Origin of the sequence: Xanthomonas sontii (assembly GCF_040529055.1) — a bacterium.
GTDB classification, from domain to species: Bacteria; Pseudomonadota; Gammaproteobacteria; order Xanthomonadales; family Xanthomonadaceae; genus Xanthomonas_A; species Xanthomonas_A sontii.
Genome location: NZ_CP132342.1, coordinates 3,822,208 through 3,848,150, shown reverse-complemented (window position 1 = coordinate 3,848,150; position 25,943 = coordinate 3,822,208). Strand labels below are relative to the sequence as shown.

Annotated in this window: 22 protein-coding genes; 14 read left to right on the top strand and 8 right to left on the bottom strand. The window is 70.3% G+C overall.

Features of this window, described 5'->3' with window-relative positions; genetic code table 11:
- Positions 1 to 71 precede the first annotated feature (71 nt).
- Positions 72 to 599: a methylated-DNA--[protein]-cysteine S-methyltransferase gene (locus RAB70_RS16210; RefSeq protein WP_148829036.1), complete on the bottom strand. Its 528-nt coding sequence runs from the start codon at positions 597 to 599 to the stop codon at positions 72 to 74.
- Positions 596 to 2,068 carry a DNA-3-methyladenine glycosylase 2 family protein gene (locus RAB70_RS16205; RefSeq protein WP_148829037.1) on the bottom strand — a complete coding sequence of 491 codons (1,473 nt, stop codon included), beginning with the start codon at positions 2,066 to 2,068 and terminating at the stop codon, positions 596 to 598. The genes RAB70_RS16210 and RAB70_RS16205 overlap by 4 nt, the downstream gene beginning before the upstream one ends.
- Positions 2,069 to 2,278: 210 nt before the next feature.
- On the opposite strand from RAB70_RS16205, the gene RAB70_RS16200 reads away from it, so the two are divergent.
- From RAB70_RS16200 to ubiM, 5 genes are all read left to right on the top strand, one after another.
- Positions 2,279 to 3,322: a hypothetical protein gene (locus RAB70_RS16200; protein ID WP_148829043.1), complete on the top strand. Its 1,044-nt coding sequence runs from the start codon at positions 2,279 to 2,281 to the stop codon at positions 3,320 to 3,322.
- 86 nt (positions 3,323 to 3,408) lie between these two features.
- On the top strand, positions 3,409 to 3,702 hold the full coding sequence (locus RAB70_RS16195; protein WP_148829038.1) for a hypothetical protein: 294 nt from the start codon (positions 3,409 to 3,411) through the stop codon (positions 3,700 to 3,702).
- Positions 3,703 to 3,766: 64 nt separating this feature from the next.
- Positions 3,767 to 4,354 carry a DUF4019 domain-containing protein gene (locus tag RAB70_RS16190; protein ID WP_148830715.1) on the top strand — a complete coding sequence of 196 codons (588 nt, stop codon included), beginning with the start codon at positions 3,767 to 3,769 and terminating at the stop codon, positions 4,352 to 4,354.
- A gap of 41 nt (positions 4,355 to 4,395) precedes the next feature.
- A complete protein-coding gene (locus tag RAB70_RS16185; protein WP_026143987.1) occupies positions 4,396 to 4,785 on the top strand; it encodes an MAPEG family protein in 390 nt (129 codons plus the stop codon).
- A gap of 99 nt (positions 4,786 to 4,884) precedes the next feature.
- The gene (gene ubiM, locus RAB70_RS16180; RefSeq protein WP_148829040.1) at positions 4,885 to 6,072 is read left to right on the top strand and encodes a 5-demethoxyubiquinol-8 5-hydroxylase UbiM; all 1,188 of its coding nucleotides are present in this window, start codon (positions 4,885 to 4,887) and stop codon (positions 6,070 to 6,072) included.
- Between the two features lie 101 nt (positions 6,073 to 6,173).
- On the opposite strand, the gene RAB70_RS16175 is transcribed toward ubiM, so the two are convergent.
- Together RAB70_RS16175 and RAB70_RS16170 are read right to left on the bottom strand one after the other, a co-directional pair.
- Positions 6,174 to 6,503, bottom strand: a complete 330-nt coding sequence (locus RAB70_RS16175; RefSeq protein ID WP_017916269.1) for a hypothetical protein — start codon at positions 6,501 to 6,503, stop codon at positions 6,174 to 6,176.
- Between the two features lie 67 nt (positions 6,504 to 6,570).
- Positions 6,571 to 6,792, bottom strand: a complete 222-nt coding sequence (locus RAB70_RS16170) for an RNA-binding S4 domain-containing protein (RefSeq protein ID WP_017909138.1) — start codon at positions 6,790 to 6,792, stop codon at positions 6,571 to 6,573.
- Positions 6,793 to 7,057: 265 nt separating this feature from the next.
- Between RAB70_RS16170 and RAB70_RS16165 the strand changes: the two genes are divergently transcribed.
- The 3 genes from RAB70_RS16165 (at position 7,058) to RAB70_RS16155 (ending at position 11,088) form a co-directional block, all read left to right on the top strand.
- A complete protein-coding gene (locus tag RAB70_RS16165) occupies positions 7,058 to 9,016 on the top strand; it encodes a DEAD/DEAH box helicase (protein ID WP_148829041.1) in 1,959 nt (652 codons plus the stop codon).
- A 151-nt stretch (positions 9,017 to 9,167) separates the two neighbouring features.
- Complete coding sequence (locus tag RAB70_RS16160; protein ID WP_010343505.1) at positions 9,168 to 9,887, top strand: pseudouridine synthase; 720 nt, start codon at positions 9,168 to 9,170, stop codon at positions 9,885 to 9,887.
- A gap of 133 nt (positions 9,888 to 10,020) precedes the next feature.
- Positions 10,021 to 11,088, top strand: a complete 1,068-nt coding sequence (locus RAB70_RS16155; protein ID WP_148829042.1) for a sensor domain-containing diguanylate cyclase — start codon at positions 10,021 to 10,023, stop codon at positions 11,086 to 11,088.
- A gap of 271 nt (positions 11,089 to 11,359) precedes the next feature.
- On the opposite strand, the gene RAB70_RS16150 is transcribed toward RAB70_RS16155, so the two are convergent.
- From RAB70_RS16150 to RAB70_RS16140, 3 genes are all read right to left on the bottom strand, one after another.
- Entirely contained in the window at positions 11,360 to 12,307 is a 948-nt protein-coding gene (locus tag RAB70_RS16150) for a DMT family transporter (RefSeq protein ID WP_148829689.1), read from the bottom strand.
- A 52-nt stretch (positions 12,308 to 12,359) separates the two neighbouring features.
- Positions 12,360 to 13,334 (bottom strand): 2-keto-3-deoxygluconate permease, encoded by a 975-nt coding sequence (locus tag RAB70_RS16145; RefSeq protein ID WP_148829690.1) that lies wholly within the window; start codon positions 13,332 to 13,334, stop codon positions 12,360 to 12,362.
- A gap of 201 nt (positions 13,335 to 13,535) precedes the next feature.
- Positions 13,536 to 14,375 carry a DUF72 domain-containing protein gene (locus RAB70_RS16140; protein ID WP_148829691.1) on the bottom strand — a complete coding sequence of 280 codons (840 nt, stop codon included), beginning with the start codon at positions 14,373 to 14,375 and terminating at the stop codon, positions 13,536 to 13,538.
- Positions 14,376 to 14,749: 374 nt separating this feature from the next.
- Between RAB70_RS16140 and RAB70_RS16135 the strand changes: the two genes are divergently transcribed.
- The 6 genes from RAB70_RS16135 (at position 14,750) to secF (ending at position 23,342) form a co-directional block, all read left to right on the top strand.
- The gene (locus RAB70_RS16135; RefSeq protein ID WP_148829692.1) at positions 14,750 to 16,363 is read left to right on the top strand and encodes a serine hydrolase; all 1,614 of its coding nucleotides are present in this window, start codon (positions 14,750 to 14,752) and stop codon (positions 16,361 to 16,363) included.
- A gap of 167 nt (positions 16,364 to 16,530) precedes the next feature.
- Positions 16,531 to 18,360, top strand: a complete 1,830-nt coding sequence (locus RAB70_RS16130; protein ID WP_148829693.1) for an ABC transporter ATP-binding protein — start codon at positions 16,531 to 16,533, stop codon at positions 18,358 to 18,360.
- Between the two features lie 235 nt (positions 18,361 to 18,595).
- On the top strand, positions 18,596 to 19,741 hold the full coding sequence (gene tgt, locus RAB70_RS16125) for a tRNA guanosine(34) transglycosylase Tgt (RefSeq protein WP_148829694.1): 1,146 nt from the start codon (positions 18,596 to 18,598) through the stop codon (positions 19,739 to 19,741).
- 316 nt (positions 19,742 to 20,057) lie between these two features.
- On the top strand, positions 20,058 to 20,402 hold the full coding sequence (yajC, locus tag RAB70_RS16120) for a preprotein translocase subunit YajC (protein ID WP_017910689.1): 345 nt from the start codon (positions 20,058 to 20,060) through the stop codon (positions 20,400 to 20,402).
- A gap of 56 nt (positions 20,403 to 20,458) precedes the next feature.
- Positions 20,459 to 22,303 carry a protein translocase subunit SecD gene (gene secD, locus RAB70_RS16115; protein WP_017914289.1) on the top strand — a complete coding sequence of 615 codons (1,845 nt, stop codon included), beginning with the start codon at positions 20,459 to 20,461 and terminating at the stop codon, positions 22,301 to 22,303.
- A gap of 73 nt (positions 22,304 to 22,376) precedes the next feature.
- On the top strand, positions 22,377 to 23,342 hold the full coding sequence (secF, locus tag RAB70_RS16110; RefSeq protein ID WP_017910687.1) for a protein translocase subunit SecF: 966 nt from the start codon (positions 22,377 to 22,379) through the stop codon (positions 23,340 to 23,342).
- 236 nt (positions 23,343 to 23,578) lie between these two features.
- On the opposite strand, the gene RAB70_RS16105 is transcribed toward secF, so the two are convergent.
- Positions 23,579 to 25,726, bottom strand: coding sequence for a methyl-accepting chemotaxis protein (locus tag RAB70_RS16105; protein ID WP_148829538.1), 2,148 nt, complete (start codon positions 25,724 to 25,726; stop codon positions 23,579 to 23,581).
- Positions 25,727 to 25,943: the final 217 nt, after the last annotated feature.

Genomic DNA, 25,943 nt, shown 5'->3' with positions numbered 1-25,943 from the left:
CGCGCGTGCATCGGTATCCGGGGCGCGCGATGCCGCAGCGCTCGCGGTGTCGCCGCCGCAGGCTGCGACGCTCAGCCGAACAGCGGGGCCATGGTGCCGGTGGCCGCGTCGCCGCCATCGCGTCGCTCCAGCGCCAGCAGCGCGGCCTTGGTCGGCAGGCCGCCACCAAAGCCGGTGAGCGCGCCGTTGGCGCCGATCACCCGGTGGCAGGGCAGCACGATCGGCAGCGGGTTGCGGCCATTGGCGGCGCCGACCGCGCGCACCGCACGCGGCTGGCCCACATGCTGCGCCAGTTGCGCGTAGCTCCAGGTCGCGCCGAACGGGATCTCGGCCAATGCCAGCCACACCCGCTTCTGGAAGTCGGTGCCGTGCGGCGCCAGCGGCAGGTCGAAGTGCTCGCGCTCTCCAGCGAAGTAGGCCAGCAACTGCTCGCGCGCGGCGCGCACCGGAGCCGGATCGTGCACCCAGTCGGCGCGGCCGCGGGCGTCGTAGCGGTTCTCGGGGAACAGGATGTGACGCACGCCATCGCTGCCGACAGCGACGGTGAGCATGCCGATCGGGGTGTCGAAACGGTCGTAGGACAGCGGGGGCGCGGTCATGCGCGGGTCTCCTCGGGAGGGTCGTTGGCCAGGTGCCACAGGTGCAGCACCGCGTAGGCGCGCCAGGGCCGCCAGGCCTGCGCACGCGCCTCGGAGGCGCGCTCGCTCAGGCGTGCGCCCCCTTCGCCGAGCATGCGTTGCAGCACCAGGTCGCCGGCGGGGAAGGCGTCGGGCTGGCCGAGCGCGCGCAGGGCGATGTACTGCGCGGTCCAGGCGCCGATGCCGGGCAAGGTGATGGCGTGGGCGACGAAGTCGTCCAGGCGCTGGCCGGCACGGAACGACAGACGGCCGTCCAGCACCGCCTGCGCCAGCGCACGGATCGTCGCCGCACGCGAGCGCGGCAGGCCGATCGCTTCCAGCGGCGCGTCGCGCAGTGCCTGCGGGGTCGGGAAGGCGCGGTCCAGGCCCGGCGGCTGGCCGGGCCGCGCGGCGCCGTGCCGATCCACCAGGCGCGCGGCCAGGGTCGCTGCGCCGGCCACGCTGACCTGCTGGCCGAGCACCGCGCGCACCGCCACTTCGAAGCCGTCCCAGCCGCCCGGCACGCGCAGCCCGGGGCGCCGCGCGATGGCGCGCGCCAGCAGCGGATCCTCGCCGAGCGTGGCGTGCACCGCGCGCAGGTCGGCATCCAGATCGAACACGCGGCGCACCCGGCGCACGATGTCGGGAATGGCGCGCGGATCGGCCGCGGCGATGTGCAGGCGCAGTTCGTGGCGCTGCGGATCGGCCTCGACACGGATGCGCGTGGAGGCCTCGCAGGGGCCGAGCACGCGTTCGTAGCTGGCCTCGCCGATGCGCTCGATGCCGGGGATCGCGCGCTTGCGCAGGAACGCCAGCATCGCCGGGAAGTCCAGCGGCGGCCGGTAGCCCAGGCGCAGCACCAGATCGCCGCCGGGACTGTCGGTGCGCTGCTTGCGGATCGCCGAGGGGGGCATGCCGCAGCCGTCGAGGAACGCGGCGTTGAAGCGGCGCAGGCTGTTGAAGCCGGCCGCCAGCGCCACCTGGGTGATCGGCAAGGCGGTTTCGGTGAGCAGTTGCTTGGCCAGCAACAGGCGCCGGGTCGCATGCACTGCCGCCGGGGTGGCGCCGAGCTGGGCCACGAACAGGCGCTGCAGTTGGCGCGCGCTGATGCCCAGTTCGGCCGCCAGCGCGACGACGCTGGCGTCCTGCAGCGCGCCCTCGGCGATCAGCGCCAGTGCGCGCCGCACGACTTCTTCGCCCAGGTGCTGCTGCGCCTCCGGCGAGAGTTCGGGGCGGCAGCGCAGGCACGGCCGGTAGCCGGCTGCCGCGGCCGCGGCGGCGCTGGGGTAGTAGCGCACGTTGCTGCGCTTGGGCGGCGGCGCCGGGCACACCGGCCGGCAGTAGATGCCGGTGCTGCGCACGGCGGTGAAGAACACGCCGTCGAAGCGCGCGTCGCGGGACTGGCGGGCGCGGTCGTAGAGGGCGTGGTCGGTGGCGGCGAGGGCAGGCATGGCGCCAGTCTAGTCGGCTCCGGCGCGGCGCACTGGCCGTTTTCGGACAGCAATGCCGCGGCTGTCGCGTGGCCGCGGTGCCCGCGGTTTAGGCGCAGTTGGGGAGGTTCCGCGCGCCGGCACTAGACTAGGTCCACAGGCGCCTGGCGCCTGTCTTTTTCGTCTCGTCCATGGATCCTCCGTTTGGCCGCTCCGTTCAGACTCTGCTGGTTGTCGCTGTGTTGCCTGGGCCTGTTGGCCTGCGGGCAGCAGCCGGCGTCGGCGCCGCGGACCGTCGCCGACAGCCCCTCCGCCGATGGCGAGCACATGGTCTCGATCGGTGCGCCGCCGGCACCGCCGCCGCATGCGGTCGCGCCCAAGCGCGACCCGCAGGCCTGGGACGAGGCCACGCTGGAGAATGGCGAGGCCTTCATCAGCTGCGACACCGACTATGCCGCCGACGCCGGCGACGGCCAGCCGCTGGCCGGGCTGGACCGGCCCGCCGTGGAGGCGGCGCTGGCGCCGTGCCGCGAGCGCGGGCTGATGCGGGTGCGCTATGTCGGCAAGATCAACGCCGGCTTCGCCGAGATGGTGCGGCGCCTGGCCGAGGTGGCCAGGCAGACCGGCATCGGCAAGCGCGTGCTCGACCTCGATTCCAGCGGCGGCCAGGTCGAGGCGGCGATCCGCGCCGGCGATGCGATCGGCGAATCCGGCTGGACCGTGTGGGTGCGCGAAGGCTCGGTCTGCCACAGCGCCTGCGTGTTCGTGCTGGCCGCCGGCGACAACCGGCTGATCTCCGGCAAGGTCGGCATCCACCGGATGATGCGGATCAGTTCCACCGCGACCTCGCGCGCCGAGCTCAATCGCGAGCTGCAGGAGGTCTATGGCAACGTCAAGGACTACCTGGAGCGCAACGGCGTGGCGGTGGCGGTGGCCGATCTGATGATGACCGTGCCCAACCGCAGCCTGCGCCTGCTCAGCAGCGACGAGCTCAAGCAGTACGGGCTCGACGGCACCAACGCGGTGCAGGACGATCTGGAGCGGATCAAGCAGTTGCGCAAGTGCGGCGACGATTTCGTGCGGCGCAAGGATGCGTTCCTGGTCGCCTTCGACCAGGAGTGCAAGACCAAAAAGGACGTGGACCTGGAGAGCCTGACCGCCTGCGGCCAGGCGCTGAAGCAGCGCTTCGGGTTCCCGGACCAGGCCTGTCCGGCGGAAAGCCCGCTCTCGGAGATCGACGTGGCGACGCTGCCGCTGGCCTCGCCCGGCGCCTGAACGGCCGCTGCGGCGCATGCCGCCCATTCACGTGGCGGGCATGGACGCGGGGCTAGCGTCGCCGCATCCCCTCCCGGAGCGCGCGCATGGCCGCCGGAACCCGCTTGATGCTGCGGCTGTACCTGCCCCCGGCGTTGCTGGCGTTGGGCGGTTTCGCGATCGCCGAAGTGCTGCTGCACCTCGCCAACGGCCTGCATGCGCCGTGGCTGGCGCGGACCGGCTCGTTGCTGAGTCTGCTCGCCCTGCTGGCGGCGACCGCCTGGGCGCTGTGGGCGAGTTGGCGCGCCTGGCACCGCCAGCGCTATGCCGCCCCGACGGCGGCCGCGGCCGCGGTAGTGGCGAGCGAGAATACGGTAGTGGCGACCGAGGAGACGCCATAGGGCCGCTGCGCTGGCCCGCGCAGGCCGCGTAGACTGCGGCCCTTGCCACCGCCGCTGCCGAGCGATGTCCTTGTCCATCTCCGTCCCGTTCCGCCTCACGCTCGTCCTGCTGTCCCTCGTCGCTGGCGCAGCCTCCGCGCAGAACGCGCCCCCGGCATCGTCCGCGCCCGCGCCGACGACTGCCCCGCCAGCGGCCCCCGCCGCACCTGCTGCCGCTCCCGCGGCGGCGCCGAAACCGGCGCCGCGCCATGCCGGCCCCGCCGCGCCCGCGCCCGGACCGCTGGCCAAGCAGGACGCACAGATGGCCCAGGCCGGCCTGCGCGCCGCGCAACTGGTCGATGCCGGACGCACCGGCGAGCTTTGGGACGGCGCCTCTGTTGTGGCGAAGAAGGCGGTGACGCGCGCGGTGTTCGTGCGCGAGATCGACGCCGCACGTGCGCGGCTGGGCGCGCTGCTCGGCCGCGGCGTCGCCAGCGTGGCGCGGGTGCAGTACGCCGCCGGCTCGCAGGTGCCGCCGGGCACCTACGTCAACATCAGCTTCCCCAGCCGCTTCGCCAATGCGCCGCAGCCGGTGCGCGAGCTGGTGTCGTTGCGGTTGGACGAGGACAAGACCTGGCGCCTGGTCGGTTATCACGTGGCCATGCCCGATTGAGCGGCATGCTGCGCGCCGTCTTCCTTTCCTCCGAGGCTCCGATGCCCATCGAAATCCGCATGCTGGCCTGGGCGATCCTGCTCGGGATCGCGCAACTGCTGCTCGCCTCCGCCTTCGTCACCGCGCAGCGCGGGCTGAAGTGGAACGCCGGCGCGCGCGATGCGCCGCAACCGCCGCCGGCCGGCGTGGCCGGGCGCCTGGACCGCGCGCTGCGCAACTTCCTGGAAACCTTCCCGTTCTTCGCCGCCGCGGCGGTGGCGGTGGCGGCGCTGGGCAAGGGCGATGCGCACACCGCGCTGTCGGCGCAGATTTACCTGTGGGCGCGTGTGGCGTACGTGCCGCTGTACGCGGCGGGCGTGCCGTACGTGCGCAGCCTTGTGTGGGTGGTGTCGCTGTGGGCGATCCTGCAGCTGGTGTGGGCGCTGTTCTGAGCCCCGCGGGCTGCGACCGATCGTCGCAGCGCTGATCCAGATCAAGGACGCGGTGCGCGGCGGTCGTATCCTGGCCGGGTCCGATCACGGAGTCGCCGCATGCAAGTGGATATCGCCATCGTCGGGGCCGGCCCTGCCGGCCTGTGCTTCGCCCGCTCGCTGGCCGGCAGCGGCCTGTCGCTGGCGCTGATCGAGCCGCAGCCGCGCGCGGCGCTGGCCGAGGCCGCCTTCGACGGCCGCGAAATCGCCCTGACCCACGCCTCGCGAGCATTGCTGGATCAGTTGGACCTGTGGCCGCGGATCGACCCGCAGGCGATCGCGCCGCTGCGCGATGCGCGGGTGATGAACGGTTCCTCGCCGTTCGCGCTGACCTTTGCGGCGGGCGAGGGCGGCCGTGGCGATCTCGGCTGGCTGGTGCCCAATCACCTGATCCGCCGCGCCGCGTTCGCCGCGGTGCAGGACCAGCCCGGTCTGACCTTGCTCGACGGTGTGTCGGTGCAGGCACTGCGTCGCGACGCGCGCCAGGCGCAGTTGCAGCTCTCCGACGGGCGCAGCGTGGCGGCGCGTCTGGTGGTCGCCGCCGACAGCCGCTTCTCCAGTACCCGGCGCATGAGCGGGATCGGCGCGCAGCTGCGCGATTTCGGCCGCACCATGCTGGTGTGTCGGGTGCGCCACGAGCGCCCGCACCATCAGACCGCCTGGGAGTGGTTCGGTTACGGCCGCACCATGGCCCTGCTGCCGCTGCACGGCAACGAGGCCTCGGCAGTGCTGACCCTGCCGCCGGAACGCGCGCAGGCGCTGCTGCAGATGGACGAGGCGGCGTTGGGGGCGGAGATCAGTAGCTGCTTCGAGCATCGCCTGGGCGCGATGACGCCACTGGTGCGGCCGCAGGCGTACCCGTTGGTGGCCGTCTATGCGCAGCGCTTCGTCGCCGAGCGCTATGCCTTGATCGGCGACGCCGCGGTGGGCATGCATCCGGTGACCGCGCATGGGTTCAACTTCGGCCTGCAGAGCCAGGCGCGGCTGGCGCGTGCGCTGCACGACGCGGTCGCGCGCGGCGGCGACATTGCCGCGCCGGCCTTGCTGGCCGGCTACCAGCGCGGGCACCGCCTGGCCACGCGGCCGCTGTACGAAGCGACCAACGCGATTGCCGCGCTGTACACCGACGATCGCCTGCCGGCGCGCGCCCTGCGCAGCGCCGCGCTGCGCGTGGCCGACCGGGTCGCGCCGTTCAAGCGTGCCATCGCGGCGCACCTGACCCAGCGCGTGGCGGCCATGGCGCGCTGAGGCGGCGGTCGTGCCGATGCATGCGTGCGTGTCTATCGGTGCTCGGCGCGGCTTGCTTTCAATTCCGAATCCCGAATCCCGAATCCCGATCTCAGCGGCAGCTAGCTGGCGTCGGCGCGCCGCTGTTCCGCACCGGCGACCAGCGCGTCGAGGGCGCTCTGCAGGTCGCCGCTGCGCTGCGCCGCTTCGATCGGCGCGATGGCCCAGGCGCAGCCGGCGTGGCGCAGGTGCTGGCGCCAGTCGCCGGTCCAGCCCTCCAGTTCGTCCAGCGCCAGGGAGATGGAACCGCCGCGCTCCGCGTGGCCGCCGCGGATGGACTGGCCCAGGCGGAACGGCTGCGCTGCGTCGGGGTCGAGCTGCGCGATGTACACGTCGTGGTGCGGATCTTCCGCAGACGGCGCGATGTTGCGGATGCCTAGCGTGATCAGCATCGTGCGGGGATCCGCGCTGTCCGGCGCCACCGGCCGGCGAGTGGCAGGCCAGGGGCGCCGATGGCGGTCATGCCTTGCCGAGCACCTGCACCTGCACGTCGCCCAGCTGTACCACCTGGCCCGCGCGCACCTTGCAGGCCTTGCGCAGTTCGACCTCGCCATCCACGCGCACCTGGCCTTCGCTGATCACGGCCTTGGCCGCGCCGCCGCTGTCGCACAGGCCGGTCAGTTTCAACAGGTGCTTGAGTTCCACGTAGTCGCTTTCTAGCTGGAGATCGATGGTCTGCATTGGGGGCTTGCTCGGAAATCGGCGCCCATTGTCGGTCATTCGCGGGCAAAACGCCCGCCATGTCGGCGGCTGGGGGCTGTCGCCGCTGCCGCAGCCCGCGGCGCCGCGCCTGCTGGAGGCGGCCGCGGTGGCCGGCGTCCGGCAGTGCGCAGAGGGTCACGCCTGAACGGTGTCGTTCACCTGCTTTCGACATGCGGCCCGGCAGGGCGCACAATAGGGGCTTCTTTGCGCCTGCCGGTTCTCTGCGGCGCCCCCGGAGTCTCCCATGTCCCAAGATACCCCCGCGCCGCTGCTGTTCGCAGATCTCGGCCTCTCCCCTGCTGTGATGAAAGCGGTCGCCGACGTCGGCTACGAGTCGCCGTCGCCGATCCAGGCCGCCACCATCCCGGCGCTGCTGACCGGCCGCGACCTGCTCGGCCAGGCGCAGACCGGCACCGGCAAGACCGCCGCGTTCGCGCTGCCGATCCTGTCGCGGCTGGATTTCGCCCAACGCAAGCCGCAGGCGCTGGTGCTGGCGCCCACCCGCGAACTGGCGATCCAGGTGGCCGAGGCGTTCCATCGCTACGCCGCGGCGATCCCTGGCTTCCAGGTGCTGCCGGTGTACGGCGGCCAGCCCTACGTGCAGCAGCTGTCGGCGCTCAAGCGCGGCGTGCACGTGGTGGTGGGCACCCCGGGGCGGGTCATCGATCACCTGGACCGCGGCACCCTGGACCTGTCCGAGCTGAAGACGCTGGTGCTCGACGAAGCCGACGAGATGCTGCGCATGGGCTTCATCGACGACGTCGAGGCGGTGCTGAAGAAGCTGCCGGACTCGCGCCAGGTGGCGCTGTTCTCGGCGACCATGCCGCCGGCGATCAAGCGCATCGCGCAGACCTATCTGAACGACCCGGCCGAGGTGATCATCGCCTCCAAGACCACCACCTCGGCCAACATCCGCCAGCGTTACTGGGCGGTGAGCGGGCTGCACAAGCTCGACGCGCTGACCCGGATCCTGGAGGTTGAGCCGTTCGACGCGATGATCATCTTCGCCCGCACCAAGGCCGGCACCGACGAGCTGGCGCAGAAGCTGCAGGCACGCGGCCTGGCCGCGGCGGCGATCAACGGCGACATCCAGCAGGCGCAGCGCGAGCGGGTGATCCAGCAGCTCAAGGACGGCAAGCTCGACGTCCTGGTCGCCACCGACGTGGCCGCGCGCGGCCTGGACGTGGAGCGGATCAGCCACGTGCTGAACTACGACATCCCCTACGACACCGAAAGCTACGTGCACCGCATCGGCCGCACCGGCCGGGCCGGGCGCAGCGGCGAAGCGATCCTGTTCGTCAGCCCGCGCGAGCGCGGCATGCTGCGCGCGATCGAGCGCGCCACCCGCCAGCCGATCGAGGAAATGCAGCTGCCCAGCGTCGACGCGGTCAACGACCAGCGCGTGAGCCGCTTCATGGAGAAGATCAGCGAGACCATCGCCGGCGGCGGCATCGACATGTACCGCGACCTGCTGCAGAAGTTCGAGGCCGAGAAGAACGTGCCGATGGTGGAGGTGGCCGCGGCGCTGGCGCGCCTGCTGCAGGGCGAGACGCCGCTGCTGCTGGCCCCGGACCGTCCGCGCCCGCCGCAGGGCGAGCGCTTCGAGCGCCGCGAGCGGCCCGAGCGTGGCGAGCGCCCTGAGCGCCCCCGCTTCGAGCCGAAGTTCGAGCGCGAGCCGCGTGCGCCGCGTCGCGACGACGGCGAGCGCCCGGCGCGTCCGGCCCCGGCCGCGCGTGGCGAGGATTTCGACTACCACCGCGACGTCGGCAGCTTCGAGGCGCCGCGCCGCGACAAGGCGCCGAAAGCGCCGCGCGGCGCGCCGGAAGTGGGCATGGAGACCTACCGCATCGAGGTCGGCCACCAGCATGGGGTCAAGCCGGCCAACATCGTCGGCGCGATCGCCAACGAAGCCGGGCTGGAGAGCAAGTACATCGGCCGCATCGACATCCACGACGACCATTCGGTGCTGGACCTGCCGGCGGACATGCCGCGCGAGTTGCTGACGCACCTGAAGAAGGTCTGGGTGTCCGGCCAGCAACTGCAGATGCGCAAGCTCGACGGCGACGATGCCGGCGGCGCGCCGTTCAAGCCGAAGTTCGCCCGTACCGGCAAGCCCGGCGGCAAGCCCAACGCCGCCGGCCCGCGCCCGGCCGGCCGCTTCGCCGCCGACCGGCCGCCGCGCAAGGGGCCGCCGAAGCGCTGAGAGGCCGGGAATAGGGAGTAGGGAATCGGGAATGGGGGGCGTCCCCGCTGCCGCTCCCTGCCGTCGTTCCCGACGTTAGCCATGGCCCAGCCGGCAGCAGCCCGCTGTTGCCATTCCCCATTCCCAACTCCCCATTCCCAGCTCCCAGCCCATGTCCGTCCGCCTCAACAAGCACATCGCCGAGACCGGTTTTTGCTCGCGCCGGGAGGCCGATCGGCTGATCGCCGCGCGCCGGGTCACCGTCAACGGCCAGCCGGGTGGGGTCGGTTCGGTGGTGGGCGAGGGCGACGAGGTCAAGGTCGACGGGCAGCCGCTGCGCGCGCGCGCCAAGGCCAAGAGCGGGCGCCGCCACGTCTATATCGCGCTGAACAAGCCGGTCGGGGTGACCTGCACCACCGAGAGCGCGGTCAAGGGCAACATCGTCGACTTCGTCGGCCACGAGCAGCGCATCTTCCCGATCGGGCGCCTGGACAAGGAGTCCGAGGGGCTGATCCTGATGACCAGCAACGGCGACATCGTCAACGAGATCCTGCGCGCGGAGAACCGCCATCAGAAGGAATACCTGGTGGCGGTGAACAAGCCGGTCACCGACGAATTCCTGCGCGGCATGGCGCGCGGCGTGCGCGTGCACGACCAGATGACCCTGCCGTGCCGCACCGCGCGGATCGCCAAGTTCGGCTTCCGCATCGTGCTGGAGCAGGGACTCAACCGGCAGATCCGCTTGATGGCCGCGGCGTTCGACTACCGCGTCACCCAGTTGCGCCGCGTGCGCATCGACAACATCAAGCTCGGCGCGCTGAAGCCGGGCCAGTGGCGCAATCTCACCGAACAGGAACTGCGCGGCCTGCTGCCGCAGCGCCAGGAGTGGTAACCACGTCGCAGTGTCGGCGTTCGGCTGACGCCGCGCGGCCCAACCGTACAGGCGGCGCGCCCGCCAGGGCTGGCGTCCGCCGCGGATTTGGCCATACTGCGCAACGCGAACCATCGCCGCCGCCGGGTATTCCGTGATCAAGCCCCGCAAGCCCGACAACGAAGCCGCACGCCTGCAGGCGTTGCACGCATTGCAGATCCTGGACACCGAACCGGAAGCGTCCTACGACGATCTGGTCGGCATCGCCGCCAAGCTGTGCGACACGCCCTCGGCGCTGATCTCGCTGGTCGACGACGAGCGCCAGTGGCTGAAGGCGCAGCGCAACGTCTGCCTGCTGAGTACCGCACGCGACGAGTCGTTCTGCGGCCACACCATCCTGACCCCGGAGCAGGTCATGGTGGTCGCCGACGCCACCGCCGATGCGCGCTTCCAGCACAATCCGCTGGTCACCGAGGGCGGGGTGCGCTTCTACGCCGGCGCGCCGCTGCTGACCCGCGATGGCCTGCCGGTCGGCACGGTGTGCGTGCTCGACAACCGTCCGCGCACCCTGCAGCCGGAACAACTGGCGGCGCTGCAGGCGCTGTCGCGGCAGGTGATGCAGCTGATCGAACTGCGCCGCAGCAGCCATGCGCTGGCGCTGCAGTTGCGCGAACGCGCCTGGTACGAGCAACAGCTGCTGCAGTACCAGGAATCGCTGGAATCGCTCAACGCCGAACTGCTGGAGCAGGCGCGCACCGATCCGCTGACCGGCCTGCTCAACCGCCGCGCCTTCGCCACCGCGTTGATGATCCATGCCGAGGCGGCGCAGCCGGGTTCGGCGCCGCTCAGCGTGGCGATCCTGGATCTGGACTACTTCAAGAGCGTCAACGATCTGCACGGCCACGACAAGGGCGATGAGGCGCTGTTGGCGCTGGCCGACATGCTGCGCGCGCGCCTGCCGCCGGACAGCGTCGTGGCGCGTTACGGCGGCGGCGAGTTCGCGCTGTTGCTGCCCGGCATGGATGCGGCGCAGGCCATGCGCGCCTGCGAGCGACTGCGCCAGGACACCAGTCTGCTGCAGCTCGGTGTGTCGCTCACCGCCAGCATCGGTGTGGCCACGCTGCAGGGCCGCGAGAGCGCCGAGGACCTGCTCAAGCGTGCCGACCAGGGCCTGTACCAGGCCAAGCGTGCAGGCCGCGACTGCGTGTCGCTGGCGGCGTAAGTACGCCACGTCATTCCGGGACGATCCTCAGGTTCCTCCTTGTTCCACGGGAAAAATTCCCCCGCAGGGGTAGGCGCGTCGCCTCGCGAACGCAGATGACGCAGACGCTTTCGCGCCGTACCCTCACCCCAACCCCTCTCCCGGGGGGAGAGGGGCTAGTTCCCGAGCATGCTGCGCCTTTCGCGTTGGGCCTGCGGTCATGCCGCAAATGCGCAGGATGGGGCTAATCCCGAATCCCCAATCCCCAATCCCGGAGTGAGCGCCCCAGCGCTCACTCCACCACGTTCTTCGCCTCGCAGGTGGCCAGCAGCTCCGGGTGCTGCACCGGACGCGTGCGGGTCAGCAGCGGATGCAGGAACACCGCGCCCAGGATCACCGCCACGCCGAGGTAGAACAGCCCGGTGAGCTGGCGCTGCTCGTCCAGCAGCACGATCGCGAACACGATCGCGTAGACCGGTTCCAGGTTGGTGACCAGTTGCACCGCGTAGGCGCTGAGCCGGCGCAATGCGACCAGGGCCAGGGCGAACGGCAGCAGCGTGCACAGCAGCGCCAGCGCCAGCAGCAGCGCGGTGTCGTGCAGGCTGGGCAGCACCAGCAAGGGCCCGCTCAACGCCGGCAGCACGAACGGCAGCAACGGCGCCAGCGCGGTCAGGGTCAGGGTGCCGGCGCCCAGTTCCAGCGCGGTCACGGTCAGCGGATCGGCATGGTCGACCAGGCGCTTGTTGAGCGAGCCGAAGGCCGCCACCAGCAGCGCCGACACCGCGCCGACGGCGACACCGGCGCGCATCCCGTGCGGTACCCCGCCGACCACCAGGGCCACGCCGGGCAGCACCGCCAGGCCGAAGGCCAGTTCGCTGGGGCGGAACGGCCGTTTCGCCACCCAGGGTTCGATCACCGCGGTGAACACCGGCGCCAGCGCGATGCAGGTCGCCGCGACCGAGGCGTTGGCCAGCTTGATCGCGCCGTAGAACGTGAGCCAGTGCAGGCCGACCAGGGCGCCGACGATGGCATAGCCCAGCGCCAGTTTCGGCGTCAGCGCCGCCAGTCCGCGCCACACCCGCGGCAGCAGCGCCAGCGCGGCCACCACCATCAGCATCCGCCACCACACCAGCGGCAGTGCGGGCAGGGTGATCAGCTTGCCGAGAATCGCGGTGATCCCCCACAGCAGGACGCAGAAATGGATTTGCAGCTGGGCTTTGGTGGTGGGGTGCATCGGCATCCGCGTATTGTCGCGCAAAGCGCGTCGCGACGGTCGCGGATCGGCACGCGGGTCAGGCGTCTGGCGCCGGCGGCGACGCGGTCCGCGCCATCCTGCGCGCATAGGCGGCGGTGAGCGGCGGCACCAGCAGCGCCGTCACCACCACCGAGGTCGCCACCAGTGCGGTCGCGGCCGGCGCGGTGGCCCGAAACTGCGGCGCCACCGCCGCCACCAGCGCGGGCGTGGCCACCGCCGCGCCGGCGGTGCTGGAGGCGGCGAGGCCGGCGCTGCCGTTGCCGCCGGCCAGCCAGCGATCGGCGAGCAGCAGCGGGATCCCGGTCGCCACCATCACCAGCAGGCCCAGCGCGACCCCGGCCACGCCGGCATGGGCGACCATGCGCAGGTCCAGGGTATTGCCCAGGGCGAAGGCGAAGAATGGGATCAGGGCCGGCACCGCCCGCGCGAACAGGGCACGCAGCGCCGGGTCCAGATTGCCGAGCGCGAAACCGGCCAGCAGCGGCAGCACAGCGCCGAGCAACAGGCGTGGCTCGAAGCTGGCGACGCCGGCGGTGCCGAGGATCAGCATGGTCACCAGCGGGCCGGATTCCAGCGACATCAGCGCCATCGCGCCGGCCTCGCCGCGACGGCCGTACTGCTGCATGAGCGCGGCGAACAGGCCGGCATTGGTCATGTCCATCGCCGCGACCAGCGCCAGCACCGACATGCCGCTCCAGATGCCGGAGACGATGCCGCCCGGCGGCAGCAGTCGCGCGGCGATCACCGCGGTCAGCCACGCCACCGCGATCTTGGTCAGCACCAGCACGCCGGAGGCGCGCAACACGCGGCCGCCGCTGCGCAGCCGGATCGAGGCGCCCAGGCAGAAGCACCACACCGCCAGGATCGGCACCAGCCCGCCGATCAGGCCCTGGGTGAACGAGCCGAACCAGGCGCCGGCCTGCGGCCACACGGTGTGGCAGAGCGCGCCGAGCAGCAGCGGCGCCAGCATCATGCCGCCGGGAAGACGTTCGAGCGTGTGCTTGATCCGCATCGAGGGACTCCGCGTGTGCAGGCGCGGCCCGCGGCCGCGGCCCGGCGACGGCGCCGGACGGGCGGTGTTGTACCCCAGCGCGGCGACCGCCAGGTGTCGCCGGGTGCGCGCGCTCGGGGTCCGGTTCAGCCGTCTTGCGATCGCGGCGGCGACGGTCGCGCTTGCGCCGTGCCGGGCGTCGCGTACGCGTGGTCGAGGGCGTCACGCCTGTGTGGCGGACCCCAGCATCTTCATCAGGGCCATCGCCGCGGCGGGATTGCGTTCCTTGGCGGCGCTGATGAAGTAGACGAAGACCTCGCGCGGCGTGGTCTTGGCCACGGCCGTATCGGCGTGCGGCAGCGCCTGCGGATCCTCGCCGCGGCGCCAGGCTTGCGCGTGCGCGGCCCAGGTCTGCAATTCCTTCGGCGGGTAGCCATGGGCGACGTCGGCGCGACTGCGCATCAGCCGCGCATAGACGAAGTCGGCGCCCAGGTCGGCGAAGGAGGGGAACTCGGGCGAATCGGTGAACACCGTGGCCACGCCGTGCCGGCGCGTCAGGTGCATCAGTTCCGGTCCGACGCAGGCCGGATCGCGCACTTCCAGCACGTGGCGCAGACGGCGTCCGTCGGTCTTGCGCGGCAGCAGGTCGAGGAACGCGGCCAGGTCGTCCAGGTCCAGGCGATGGCCGTGCTCGAACTGCCACAGCAGCGGGCCGAGGCGGTCGCCGAGGCTGGCGATGCCGCCGACGAAATCCTCGATCTGTGTGCCGGCGCCGGCCAGCCGCCGCAAGGCGGTGATGCGCTTGGGCGCCTTGGCCGAGAACAGGAAGCCCGGCGGCGTCTCGTCGCGCCAGCGCGCATAGGTCTCCGGCTTCTGCGCACCGTAGTAGGTGCCGTTGATCTCGATGCTGGTGACGTGACGGCTGGCGTATTCCAGTTCGCGGCGCTGCACCAGGCCCTGCGGATAGAACATGCCGCCGCGCCATGGTGCGTAGGTCCAGCCGCCGATGCCGATACGGATGCCGTCCGGCGCGGCCGGGGCGGAGTCGAAGAGGTCGTTCATGCGGGCGTGTCCGGCGGCAGGCGGGGAGCGATTGTGCCGCAGCGCGGCGTTGCGGGGTGTGGTCGTGGGCGTCAGTGGCCTGGTGGTGTCGCTGGGCGGTGCGCGGCGTGTGCCTGTGCCGCGTGTTCGTCGCCTGCGCGATGGCGTGCGCCATGCGTGCGTGCAGGGCGGGAATGGCCGCCAACTCCGCTGGCCGCTGCGTGCGAGTTGGACGTTGGCAGTAGCGGCCACCCGCGTCTGGACCGCATCTGGCACTACGCGGCGTCGCAGCGGCGCGCCTTGGTCCGCCGCAAAGGCTCCGGCAGGCTCTACACTCGCCAGGTGCGCGCGCGGTGGCGTGCGGCTTCGGTTTACCTTCTTCAGGAGCGACGCAGTTGAAGAGCATCTCGATGGGCTGCGGCCTGTTGCTGGCGATGAGCGCCACCGTGCAGGCGCAGGCGCCTGTCCCCGCCGCGGCCCCCGCACCGGCCCCGGCCGCATTGCCGCCCGGGCTGCAGGACCTGGACGCGCAGGTGGAGCGCGTGCGCAAGCAGTTCGACGTGCCCGGCATCGCCATCGCCATCGTCAAGGACGGGCAGGTGGTGCTGGAGCGCGGCTATGGCGTGCGCGAACTCGGCAAGCCGGAACCGGTGGACGCGCAGACCCTGTTCGCCATCGCCTCCAATACCAAGGCCTTCACCTCCGCCGCGCTGTCGATCCTGGCCGACGAAGGCAAGCTCAAGCTCGAGGACCGGGTGGTGGACCACCTGCCGTGGTTCCAGATGTCCGACGCCTACGTCACCCGCGAAATGCGCGTGCGCGACCTGCTCAGCCATCGCAGCGGCCTGAGCCTCGGCGCCGGCGACCTGCTGTTCTGGCCGGCCACCAGCTACAGCAACGAGGAAGTGGTGCGGCGCCTGGCGCACGTGCCGCTGAAGGGCGGTTTCCGCGACCGCTACGCCTACGACAACATTCTGTATGCCGTGGCGCAGAAGCTGATCGAGCAGGTGTCCGGGCAGAGCTACGCCGAGTTCGTGCGCCAGCGCATCTTCGTGCCGGTGGGCATGACCGGCGCGCGCATCAACAGCGACCACCTGCAGCCGGGCGATGAAGCCGCGGTCGGCCACGCCAAGTTCGACTTCCGCGAGCTGCGCACGGTGGCCCCACTGACTTGGTCCAACAATTCCGGCGCCGGCGGCATCTACGCCAACGTGCACGACATGGCCAAGTGGATGCAGGTGCAGCTCGACGGCGGGCGCCTGCCGTCGGCCGACGGCCAGGCGCGGCAGTTGTTCAGCGCGCAGCGCCAGCAGGAGATGTGGCAGATGATCACGCCGATCGCGATCTCCGAGCCGAGCGTGCCGGAACTGCTGCCGGCCAGGCCGAACTTTGCCGGCTACGGCGAGGGCTGGAGCCTGAGCGACTACCGCGGCGCCAAGCTGGTCTGGCACACCGGCGGCTGGCCGGGCATGGTCTCGCGGCTGACCCTGGTGCCGGAGCGCAAGCTGGGCGTGATCGTGCTGACCAACCAGGAGGTCGGCGCCGCCTTCAACGCGATCACCTTGCGGGTGCTGGACGCCTACCTGGGCGCGCCGGCGGCCGACTGGACCGCCGCCTACGCCAAGGCCGTGGTCAAGGCCGACGCCAACGCCGACGAGGACTGGGCCAAGCACGTGGCCGCGCGCGACGCCAAGTCCACCCCGTCGCTGCCGCTGTCCGGCTATGCCGGCACCTACCGCGACCCGTGGTACGGCGATGTGGTGGTACGCCAGCAGGGCAAGCGCCTGGAACTGCAGTTCAGCAAGACCGCGCAGCTGGTCGGCACCCTGGAGCACTGGCAGCACGACACCTTCATCGTGCGCTGGCGCGACCGCTCGCTCAACGCCGACGCCTTCCTGAGCTTCGCCCTGACCGCCGACGGCAAGGTGCGCGAGGCGCGCATGCAGGCGATCTCGCCGCTGACCGATTTCAGCTTCGATTTCCAGGACCTGGTGTTGACGCCGGAGTGAGGCCGGGATTGGGGAGTGGGGATTCGGGATTCGTAGGAGCGCGATAGGCGCCATGCGGGCGGGAGGCTGCTCTTGCGAATCCCCAATTCCGAATCCCCAATCCCGGCGTCACGGTCCGTGACGCCCAGTACGCTACCCTGACGCCCCTTTTCAGGCGTGACGTGGCGATGTTCCGCTGGTTCGAGTCCCTGATCGAGGTCTTCCCGAAGATCGAGACGCAGATGCCGCCGCGCGGGGTGGTGCGCTTCTATCTGCATTACCTGCGTCCGCTGTGGCCGCTCTTGTTGGCCACGCTGCTGGCCGGTCTCGCGCTGGCGCTGGTGGAGGTGGCGATGTTCGACTTCCTCGGCCGCATCGTCGACATGGTCGCCGAGCAGCCGGGGCCGGGCTTCTTCCAGCGCCATGCCGGCGAGCTGCTGTGGATGGCGTTCGTCGTGCTGCTGGCGCGGCCGCTGTTCGTGGCCCTGCACAACCTGCTGGTGAACCAGGCCATCGTGCCCGGCCTGAGCAACCGCGCGCGCTGGCTGATGCACAACTACGTGGTGCGGCAGAGCCTGGGCTTCTTCCAGAACGACTTCGCCGGGCGCATCGCCAACCGGGTCATGCAGACCGGCACCTCGCTGCGCGAGTCGGCGGTGCAGATGGTCGATGCGCTCTGGTACATCGTGGTCTACACCGGTAGCGCGCTGTACCTGTTCGCCCAGGCCGATCCCTGGCTGATGGCGCCGCTGCTGGTGTGGGTGCTGGCCTACGTCGCGCTGATGGTCTACTTCGTGCCGCGGATGAAGCAGCGCGCCTGGATCGCCTCGGACGCACGCTCCAAGGCGATGGGCCGCATCGTCGACGGCTATACCAACATCGCCACGCTCAAGCTGTTCTCGCATGCCGGGCGCGAGCAGGCCTACGTGCGCGAGGCGATCGACGAGCTGGCGGTCAAGCACCGCGGGCAGACCCGCATGACCACCGCGATGGACAGCGCCATCGCCATCATCAACGGCTTCCTGATCGCGGTGACCTGCGGGCTGGCGCTGTGGCTGTGGAGCCGCGGACAGATCAGCGTGGGCGCGATCACCCTGGCCACCGGCCTGGTGATCCGCATCCACAACATGTCCGGCTGGATCATGTGGACGGTCAACGGCATCTTCGAGGACATCGGTGCGGTGCAGGACGGCATGGAGACCATCGCGCAGCCGGCACAGGTGCAGGATCGCGCCGACGCGGTGCCGCTGCGCGTGGAGCGCGGCGAGGTCCGCTTCGAGCACATCCACTTCCATTACGGCAAGCGCGGCGGGGTCATCGCCGGGCTCGACCTGCAGGTGTGCGCGGGCGAGAAGATCGGCCTGGTCGGGCCGTCCGGCGCCGGCAAGTCGACCCTGGTCAACGTGCTGCTGCGGCTGTACGACCTGGAGCAGGGCCGCATCCTGATCGACGGGCAGGACATCGCCGGCGTCACCCAGGAGAGCCTGCGTCAGCAGATCGGCCTGGTCACCCAGGACACCTCGCTGCTGCACCGCTCGATCCGCGACAACCTGCTGTACGGCCGCCCAGATGCCAGCGAGGCGCAATTGCGCGCCGCCGTGGCCAAGGCGCGCGCCGACGAGTTCATCGAGCAGTTGCAGGACGGCGAGGGCCAGCGCGGCTACGACGCGCAGGTCGGCGAGCGCGGCGTGAAGCTGTCCGGCGGCCAGCGCCAGCGCATCGCCATCGCCCGCGTGCTGCTCAAGGACGCGCCGATCCTGATCCTGGACGAGGCCACCTCGGCGCTGGATTCGGAAGTGGAGGCGGCGATCCAGGACAGCCTGGACGAACTGATGGCGGGCAAGACGGTGATCGCGATCGCCCACCGGCTCTCCACCATCGCGCGGATGGACCGGCTGGTGGTGATGGACCGCGGCGCCATCGTCGAGACCGGCACCCACGCCGAGTTGGTCGCCCGCGGCGGCCTGTACGCGCGGCTGTGGGCGCGCCAGACCGGTGGTTTCGTCGCGGCGGACTGACGCGGCTCGCCATCCAGGATGGCCGGCGATGGCGCGACATCGGTGCCGTGCCGCCAGGGCAGGGCGGCGCCGGGTACGCGCCGCGGCATGGTCTTGGGCGGGGCCTGCGCTGTGCGTGCCCGACGCGCATCCGACCAGCCGACCGTGGTGTTCCCTGGGCGGCGCACCGCCAGGCGGTTCGGCGCCGACGGCCCGGCAATGCGACAATGCCCGGCTTACCGAGATTCGCCAGACCATGTCCCGATTGCAGTTCCAGCTCCACACCACCGACGGCGCCGCGCGCCGCGGCCGCCTGACCTTCCCGCGCGGGACGGTCGAGACTCCCGCGTTCATGCCGGTGGGCACCTACGGCTCGGTCAAGGGCGTGCTGCCCGAACAGATCAAGGCGCTGGGCGCGCAGATCATCCTCGGCAACACCTTCCACCTGTACCTGCGCCCGGGCCTGGACGTGATCGGCGATCACGGCGGCCTGCACGGCTTCGCCCGCTGGGACGGGCCGATCCTGACCGATTCCGGCGGCTTCCAGGTGTTCTCGCTGGCGCACCGACGCAAGATCAGCGAGCAGGGCGTCACCTTCGCCTCGCCGACCGACGGCGCCAAGGTGTTCCTGGGGCCGGAGGAGAGCATGAAGATCCAGCGGGTGCTCGATTCGGACATCGTGATGATCTTCGACGAGTGCACCCCGTACCCGGCCACCGAGGACGTGGCGCGGCGCTCGATGGAGCTGAGCCTGCGCTGGGCGCAGCGCTCGCGCGACGCACACGATGCGCTGGGCAACGATGCGGCGCTGTTCGGCATCGTCCAGGGCGGCGTGCATGCGGACCTGCGCAGCCGCTCGATCGAGGGGCTGCAGGCGATCGGCTTCGACGGCTACGCGATCGGCGGCCTGGCGGTGGGCGAGCCGGAGCACGAGCGCAATGCCATGCTCGAGCACCTGCATCCGCGCCTGCCCGGCGACCGCCCGCGCTACCTGATGGGCGTGGGACGCCCGGAGGACCTGGTCGAGGGGGTGGCCCGCGGCGTGGACATGTTCGACTGCGTGATGCCGACCCGCAACGCGCGCAACGGCCACTACTTCACCTCGTTCGGCACGGTGCGCATCCGCAACGCCAGGTACGAGCGCGACCTCGATCCGATCGAGCCGGGCTGCGGCTGCCATGCCTGCAGCAGCGGCTACACCCGTGCCTACCTGCGCCACCTGGACCGCTGCAACGAGATGCTGGCGCCGATGCTGGGCACCCTGCACAACCTCTGGTACTACCAGAAGCTGATGGCCGACATGCGCGCGGCGATCGCCGCGGGAACCTTTGCCCGGTTCCGGCGGTCCTTCTATGCGGCGCGCGGGATGGAAGCCACGCCACTCCCGACGGAGCACGGATAAGCCCCTCTCCCCCCGGGAGAGGGGTTGGGGTGAGGGTCCGGGCGCAGCCTCGTGCAGTCCAAGTGACACGAGGGTCCGGGCGCAGCCTCGTGCAGTCGAAAGGATACGAGGCTTCGCCCGTACCCTCATCCGCCGCTGCGCGGCACCTTCCCCCGAGAAGGGGCCGCGGGTCCCGACGGGAGAAGGGAGGCGCGCGGCGGCCGTTCCGGGGGCAAGGGGAAGATCGTGGCATAATCGGCGGCTGCTTGCTGCCGCAAGGCAAACCAGCGGTCCGTGCCCAAGGGCGTCGGGCTGCCCAAACCATAGGACGTACCCGATGAATCCGCTCGATTTCCTGATTCCCGTCGCCCAGGCGCAGACCGCTGGCGGTGCCGCCCCGGCCGGTGGTGGCCTGCAGATGTTCCTGCTGCCCATCATCCTGATCGCGGTGATGTATTTCGTGATGATCCGGCCGCAGATGAAGCGCCAGAAGGAACACAAGTCGATGCTGGACAAGCTCGGCCGCGGCGACGAGGTCATCACTTCCGGCGGCGTGGCCGGCGTGGTCACCGACATCGGCGACAACTTCATCACCATCGAAGTGGCCGACAACGTGCGCATCCGCGTGCAGAAGGGCGCCGTCGGCAATGTCCTGCCGAAGGGCACGCTGAAGTCCGCCTGATCCATTTCTCCTACTGCTAGGCGCGACGCCGGCGTGGCGTCGTGCGGGGTCCCGCAATGCTCGAGTTTCCGCGCTGGAAGTATGTCCTCATCCTGATCGTGCTGGCGTTGAGCGCGTTGTACGCGCTGCCCAACGTGTACCAGAAGGATCCGTCGGTCCAGATCACCGCCAGCCGCGGCGGCAAGATCGACGACGCCCTGCGCGAGCGGGTCCTCGCCGACCTGAAGACGGCCGGGATCACCCCGAAGCTGGTCGACAAGGAAGGCGACAGCCTGATGGTGCGCCTGCCGAACCTGCAGGCGCAGACCCGTGCCAACGACGTGCTGCGCCAGCAGGTGGGCGAGAACTACACGGTGGCGCTGAACCTGGCCTCGACCGTGCCGGACTGGCTGTCGCGCCTGGGCGGCAAGCCGATGGTGCTGGGTCTTGACCTGGTCGGCGGCGTGCACTTCGCCCTGCAGGTCGACCAGAAGGCGGCGCTGGAAAAGCGCCTGGACACCTTCGCCGAGGACATCCGCACCACCTTGCGCGACAACCGCCTGGCCTACCGCTCGGTCGAGCGCCGTCCGGACAACAGCATCCAGGTCAGCCTGGGCGAGGGCGTCGATGCCAGCGCCGCGCGCGCGGCCATCGCCAAGGCGCAGCCGACCCTGAGCTACGCGGTGTCCGGGCAGACCATCGCCGTGACCGTACCCGAGGCCGAGCTGAAGCAGATCGCCGCCGGCGCCATCGAGCAGAACCTGACCACCCTGCGCAACCGCGTCAACCAGCTGGGCGTGGCCGAGCCGATCATCCAGCGCCAGGGCGACGACCGCATCGTGGTCGAGCTGCCGGGCGTGCAGGACACCGCCGAGGCCAAGCGCATGATCGGCGCCACCGCCACGCTGGAATTCCGCGGCGTGGTCGACGGCAACGCCGAGGACGCGGTGCGCAGCGGCAACATCCCGCCCGACGCCAAGGTCTACCGCCTGCGCGACAGCGGCGCCCCGGTGCTGCTGAGCAAGCGCGTGCTGGTGTCCGGCGACCAGATGGTCAACGCCACCGTCAGCACCGACCAGAACGGCATGCCGGCCGTGGCGGTGACGCTCAACAACGCCGCCGGCCAGCGCATGTTCGACTACACCAGCGCCAACACCGGCAAGCTGATGTCGGTGGTCTACATCGAGCGCATCCCCACCGTGACCATGGTCGACGGCAAGGAAGTGCGCAGCGTGCGCGTCAACGAGGAGGCGCTGGCGCCGACCCGCATCGCCGGCGTGTTCGGCAAGAACTTCCAGACCACCGGCCTGGAGAAGACCGAGGCCGAGAACCTGGCCAAGCTGCTGCGTGCCGGTTCGCTGGCCGCGCCGATGGACTTCGTCGAGGAATACGTGATCGGCCCGAGCCTGGGCGCGGAGAACGTCGAGCGCGGCATCACCGCGGTGGTCTACGCGTTCCTGTTCACCCTGGTGTTCTTCAGCGTGTACTACCGCATGTTCGGCCTGATCACCTCGGTCGCGCTGCTGATGAACCTGCTGATCGTGGTCTCGGTGATGTCGCTGTTCGGCGCGACCATGACCCTGCCGGGCTTCGCCGGCCTGGCGCTGTCGGTGGGCTTGTCGGTGGACGCCAACGTGCTGATCAACGAGCGTATCCGCGAAGAACTGCGGCTGGGCGTACCGCCCAAGTCGGCGATCGCGGCCGGTTACGAGAAGGCCGGCGGCACCATCCTCGACGCCAACCTCACCGGCCTGATCGTCGGCGTGGCGCTGTACGCGTTCGGTACCGGCCCGCTGAAGGGCTTCGCGCTGACCATGATCATCGGCATCTTCGCCTCGATGTTCACCGCGATCACCGTGTCGCGCGCGCTGGCGGTGCTGATCTACGGCCGTCGCAAGAAGATCAAGTCCGTGGCCATCTGAGCCACGCACGCCACCTTCCGCACGTCCCCGCGCCGACAGGCGCGGGGTCCAAAAAAACGCAGAGCGGTCTCCAATGAAAATCTTCCCGCTTCACCTGATCCCCAACGACACCAAGATCGACTTCATGCGCTGGCGGCACCCGACCCTGGTGCTGATGCTGGTGCTGGCGCTGGCCTCGTTCGCGGTGATCTTCGCCAAGGGCTTCAACTACGCGCTGGAGTTCACCGGCGGCGCGCTGGTGCAGACCAGCTTCCAGAAGCCGGTCGACGTGGACCAGGTGCGCGAGCAGCTGGCCAAGGCCGGCTTCGAGAACGCGCAGGTGCAGAACGTCGGCAGCGGCAACGAGGTGGTGATCCGCCTGCAGCCGCAGGGCGAGCACAACAACGAGGACATCACCAAGAACCTCGCCGAGCAGGTGCGCAAGGCGGTGAGCACGCCGCAGAACCCGGCCACGGTCAAGCCGGGCGAGTTCGTCGGCCCGCAGGTCGGCAAGGACCTGGCGCTGAACGGTGTCTACGCCACGGTGTTCATGCTGGTCGGCTTCCTGATCTACATTGCCTTCCGTTTCGAGTGGAAGTTCGCGGTGGTGGCCAGCCTGACCGCGCTGTTCGACCTGTTGGTGACGGTGGCCTACGTGTCGGTCACCGGCCGTGAGTTCGACTTGACCGTGCTGGCCGGCCTGCTGTCGGTGATGGGTTTTGCGATCAACGACATCATCGTGGTATTCGACCGCGTGCGCGAGAACTTCCGCAGCCTGCGCGTGGAGCCGATCGAGGTGCTGAACCGCTCGATCAACCAGACCTTGTCGCGTACGGTGATCACCGCGGTGATGTTCTTCCTGTCGGCGCTGGCGCTTTACTTGTACGGCGGCGAGTCGATGGAAGGCCTGGCGCTGACCCACATGATCGGTGCGGTGGTGGTGGTGGTGTCCTCGGTGATCGTGGCGGTGCCGCTGCTGTCGATCGGACCGTTCCAGGTCACCAAGCAGGACCTGCTGCCGAAGTCGAAGGACGTCGAGGCGCTGGCGCGCAGGCCCTGATGGGGCTGGGATTGGGGATTCGGGAGTGGGGATTCGCAAAGGCATGATTTCCTGGGCCTGAAACAGTTCCTCCTGCGAACAAAAAAGCCGCGCGGATGCGCGGCTTTTTCTTTGCGCGGACGCTGGGGCGTCGGGTGGGTGCAGCGCAACGTCGGCCGGGTTGCCGTGCGTGGGATGGGGCCGTCAATGTCGGCCCCATCCCCTCCGTGGCGTGCGTGCCGCGCAAGGCGTCCGCGCTACGCCGCGTTGGCGGTGGCGCGGGCCACCAGTTGCGCCACCATCGGGTAGGTCTCGCTGCGCACCTGGAACTGGCCGACGATCTCCACCAGGTCGCCGGCCTGCTGCTCCATCGCGCGTGCCGCGGCAGTGGCTTCCTCGACCAGGGCGGCGTTCTGTTGGGTGGTCTCGTCCATCTGGGTGACGGTGTGGTTGACCTGCTCGATGCCGGCCGACTGCTCCTGCGAGGCGGCGGCGATCTCGCCCATGATGTCGGTCACGCGCTGCACCGAGGCCACGATGTCCTGCATCGTCGTGCCGGCCTGGGCGACCAGCGCCGAACCTGCGCTCACGCGCTCGACCGAGTCGTCGATCAGCGTCTTGATCTCCTTGGCCGCGCTGGCCGAGCGCTGGGCGAGGGTGCGGACCTCGCTGGCGACCACGGCGAAACCGCGGCCCTGCTCGCCGGCGCGTGCCGCTTCCACCGCGGCATTGAGTGCCAGGATATTGGTCTGGAAGGCGATGCCGTCGATCACGCCGATGATGTCGGCGATCTTCTTCGAGGCCGCCTCGATGCCGTCCATGGTGGTGACGACCTGTCCGACCACCGTGCCGCCCTGCGAGGCCACGGAGGCCGCGCCGGCGGCCAGCTGGTTGGCCTGGCGCGCATGCTCGGCGTTCTGCTTCACCGTGGCGGTCAGCTCCTCCATCGATGCCGCGGTTTCTTCCAGGCTGGCGGCCTGCTGCTCGGTGCGGCGCGACAGGTCGTCGTTGCCGCTGGCGATCTCGCCGGCGGCGGTGTCGATGCTGGCCGCGGCCTGCTGGATGCGGCCGACCATGTCGGTCAGTTGCGCGACGGTGGCGTTGGCGTCGTCGCGCATCCGCGCGAACACGCCGTGGAACTCGCCCTGCATGGTCTGGGTCAGGTCGCCGGCGGCGATCGCGCGCAACAGCTGCGACAGCGCCGCCAGATTGGTCTCGGTGCCCTTCATCATCGTGTTGAGGTTGGCGACCATGCCGCGGAAGGCGTGACGGAAACGCTGATCATTGCCGCGGCGGGAGAAGTCGCCCTGCGCGGCGGCGCGCACCAGCAGGTCGATCTCGTCGTTGATAGCGCCGAGATTGCGCTTCACCTTGGCCATGGTCTCGGTCAGGATCGCCTTCTCGCCCGGGAACTGCTCCAGGTCGCGGCTCAGATCGCCTTCGGCATACTCGCCCATCAGCGCGATCAGCTGCTGCTTGACCGAGATATGGCTGTGCACCAGGGCATTGGTGTCGCGGACCATGCGCCCGTAGTCGCCCGGGAAGCGTGTCTCGTCCATGCGGAAGCTGATCCGGCCGGCGTCATGCTGCTTGGCCATCTCGGTCTGCGCCTGGATCACCGTGCGCAGTTCCTCCTGCATCTGCCGCATGTCGTTGAGCAGCGACGGCGCCTGGGTGCGCAGGCGCACGTCCTGCGACAGGTCGCCGCTGGCGATGCGGCGCACCACGTCGGCTGCGTAGGCGGGCTCGCCGCCGAGTTGGCGCATCAGGCTGTTGCGGACCAGCAGGCCGAGCAGGATGGCGGCGACGATGCCGATCAGCATGCCGCCGAGGCTGGTCCATTCGCCCGACTGCGCGCGCGCCTCGCTCTCGGCCTTGCGCACCTGCAGCAGGGCGCGCTCGGCGTCCTCGTACTGACCGATCGTGTCGCGCAACCCGTCCATCTGCTGCTTGCCGACGCTCCGGAACGCGTCCAGCTGGGCGTCGTCGCTGTCGGCCGCGGTGGTGCGCATGTGCTCCACCGCCTTGCGCTTGGTCGCCATGAACTGCGTGTAGTCCTGCATCAGGGTCTGCAGGCGCGCCTGCTGCGCCGCGTTGTCCGCGGTCAGCTGCTTGGACTCCTGCCACTGTGCGCTGAACTCGCGTTCGCCGAGTTCGAGTGGCGCTAGGTAGGACGGATCGCGGGTCAGGGCGAAGCCGCGCGCGCCGCTCTCGATGTTGAGCAGGCTCACCAGCATGCGGTCGCCGAGGGTGATGACCTTGTAGGTGTGCGCGTCCAGCGCTGCCGCGCTGGTGAACTTGCGGAAGCCGATCAGGCTGGTGATGCCGACCAGCAACAACATGGCGATCACGCCGCAGAAGCCGATTGCCAGGCGCTTGGTGACGGTGAGATGATGGAAGGACACGCGAGATCTCCGGAAGATGCGAGAGAGCGGCGCTATCGGCTCCATTGCCGCAGGGACGGCAATGCAGGAACGGATCAGCGGGGAAGTTCGGGCAAAGACCCGCATCGGTATCGGCCGCGTTTTGTGGATCTTTAGGGCTGCGTTCGCCGATTGCGTCGGGCGCATCGCACATGCCGTTTTGCCTGCACGTAGCGCGTCGTGTGCCGTTTTCTACGCA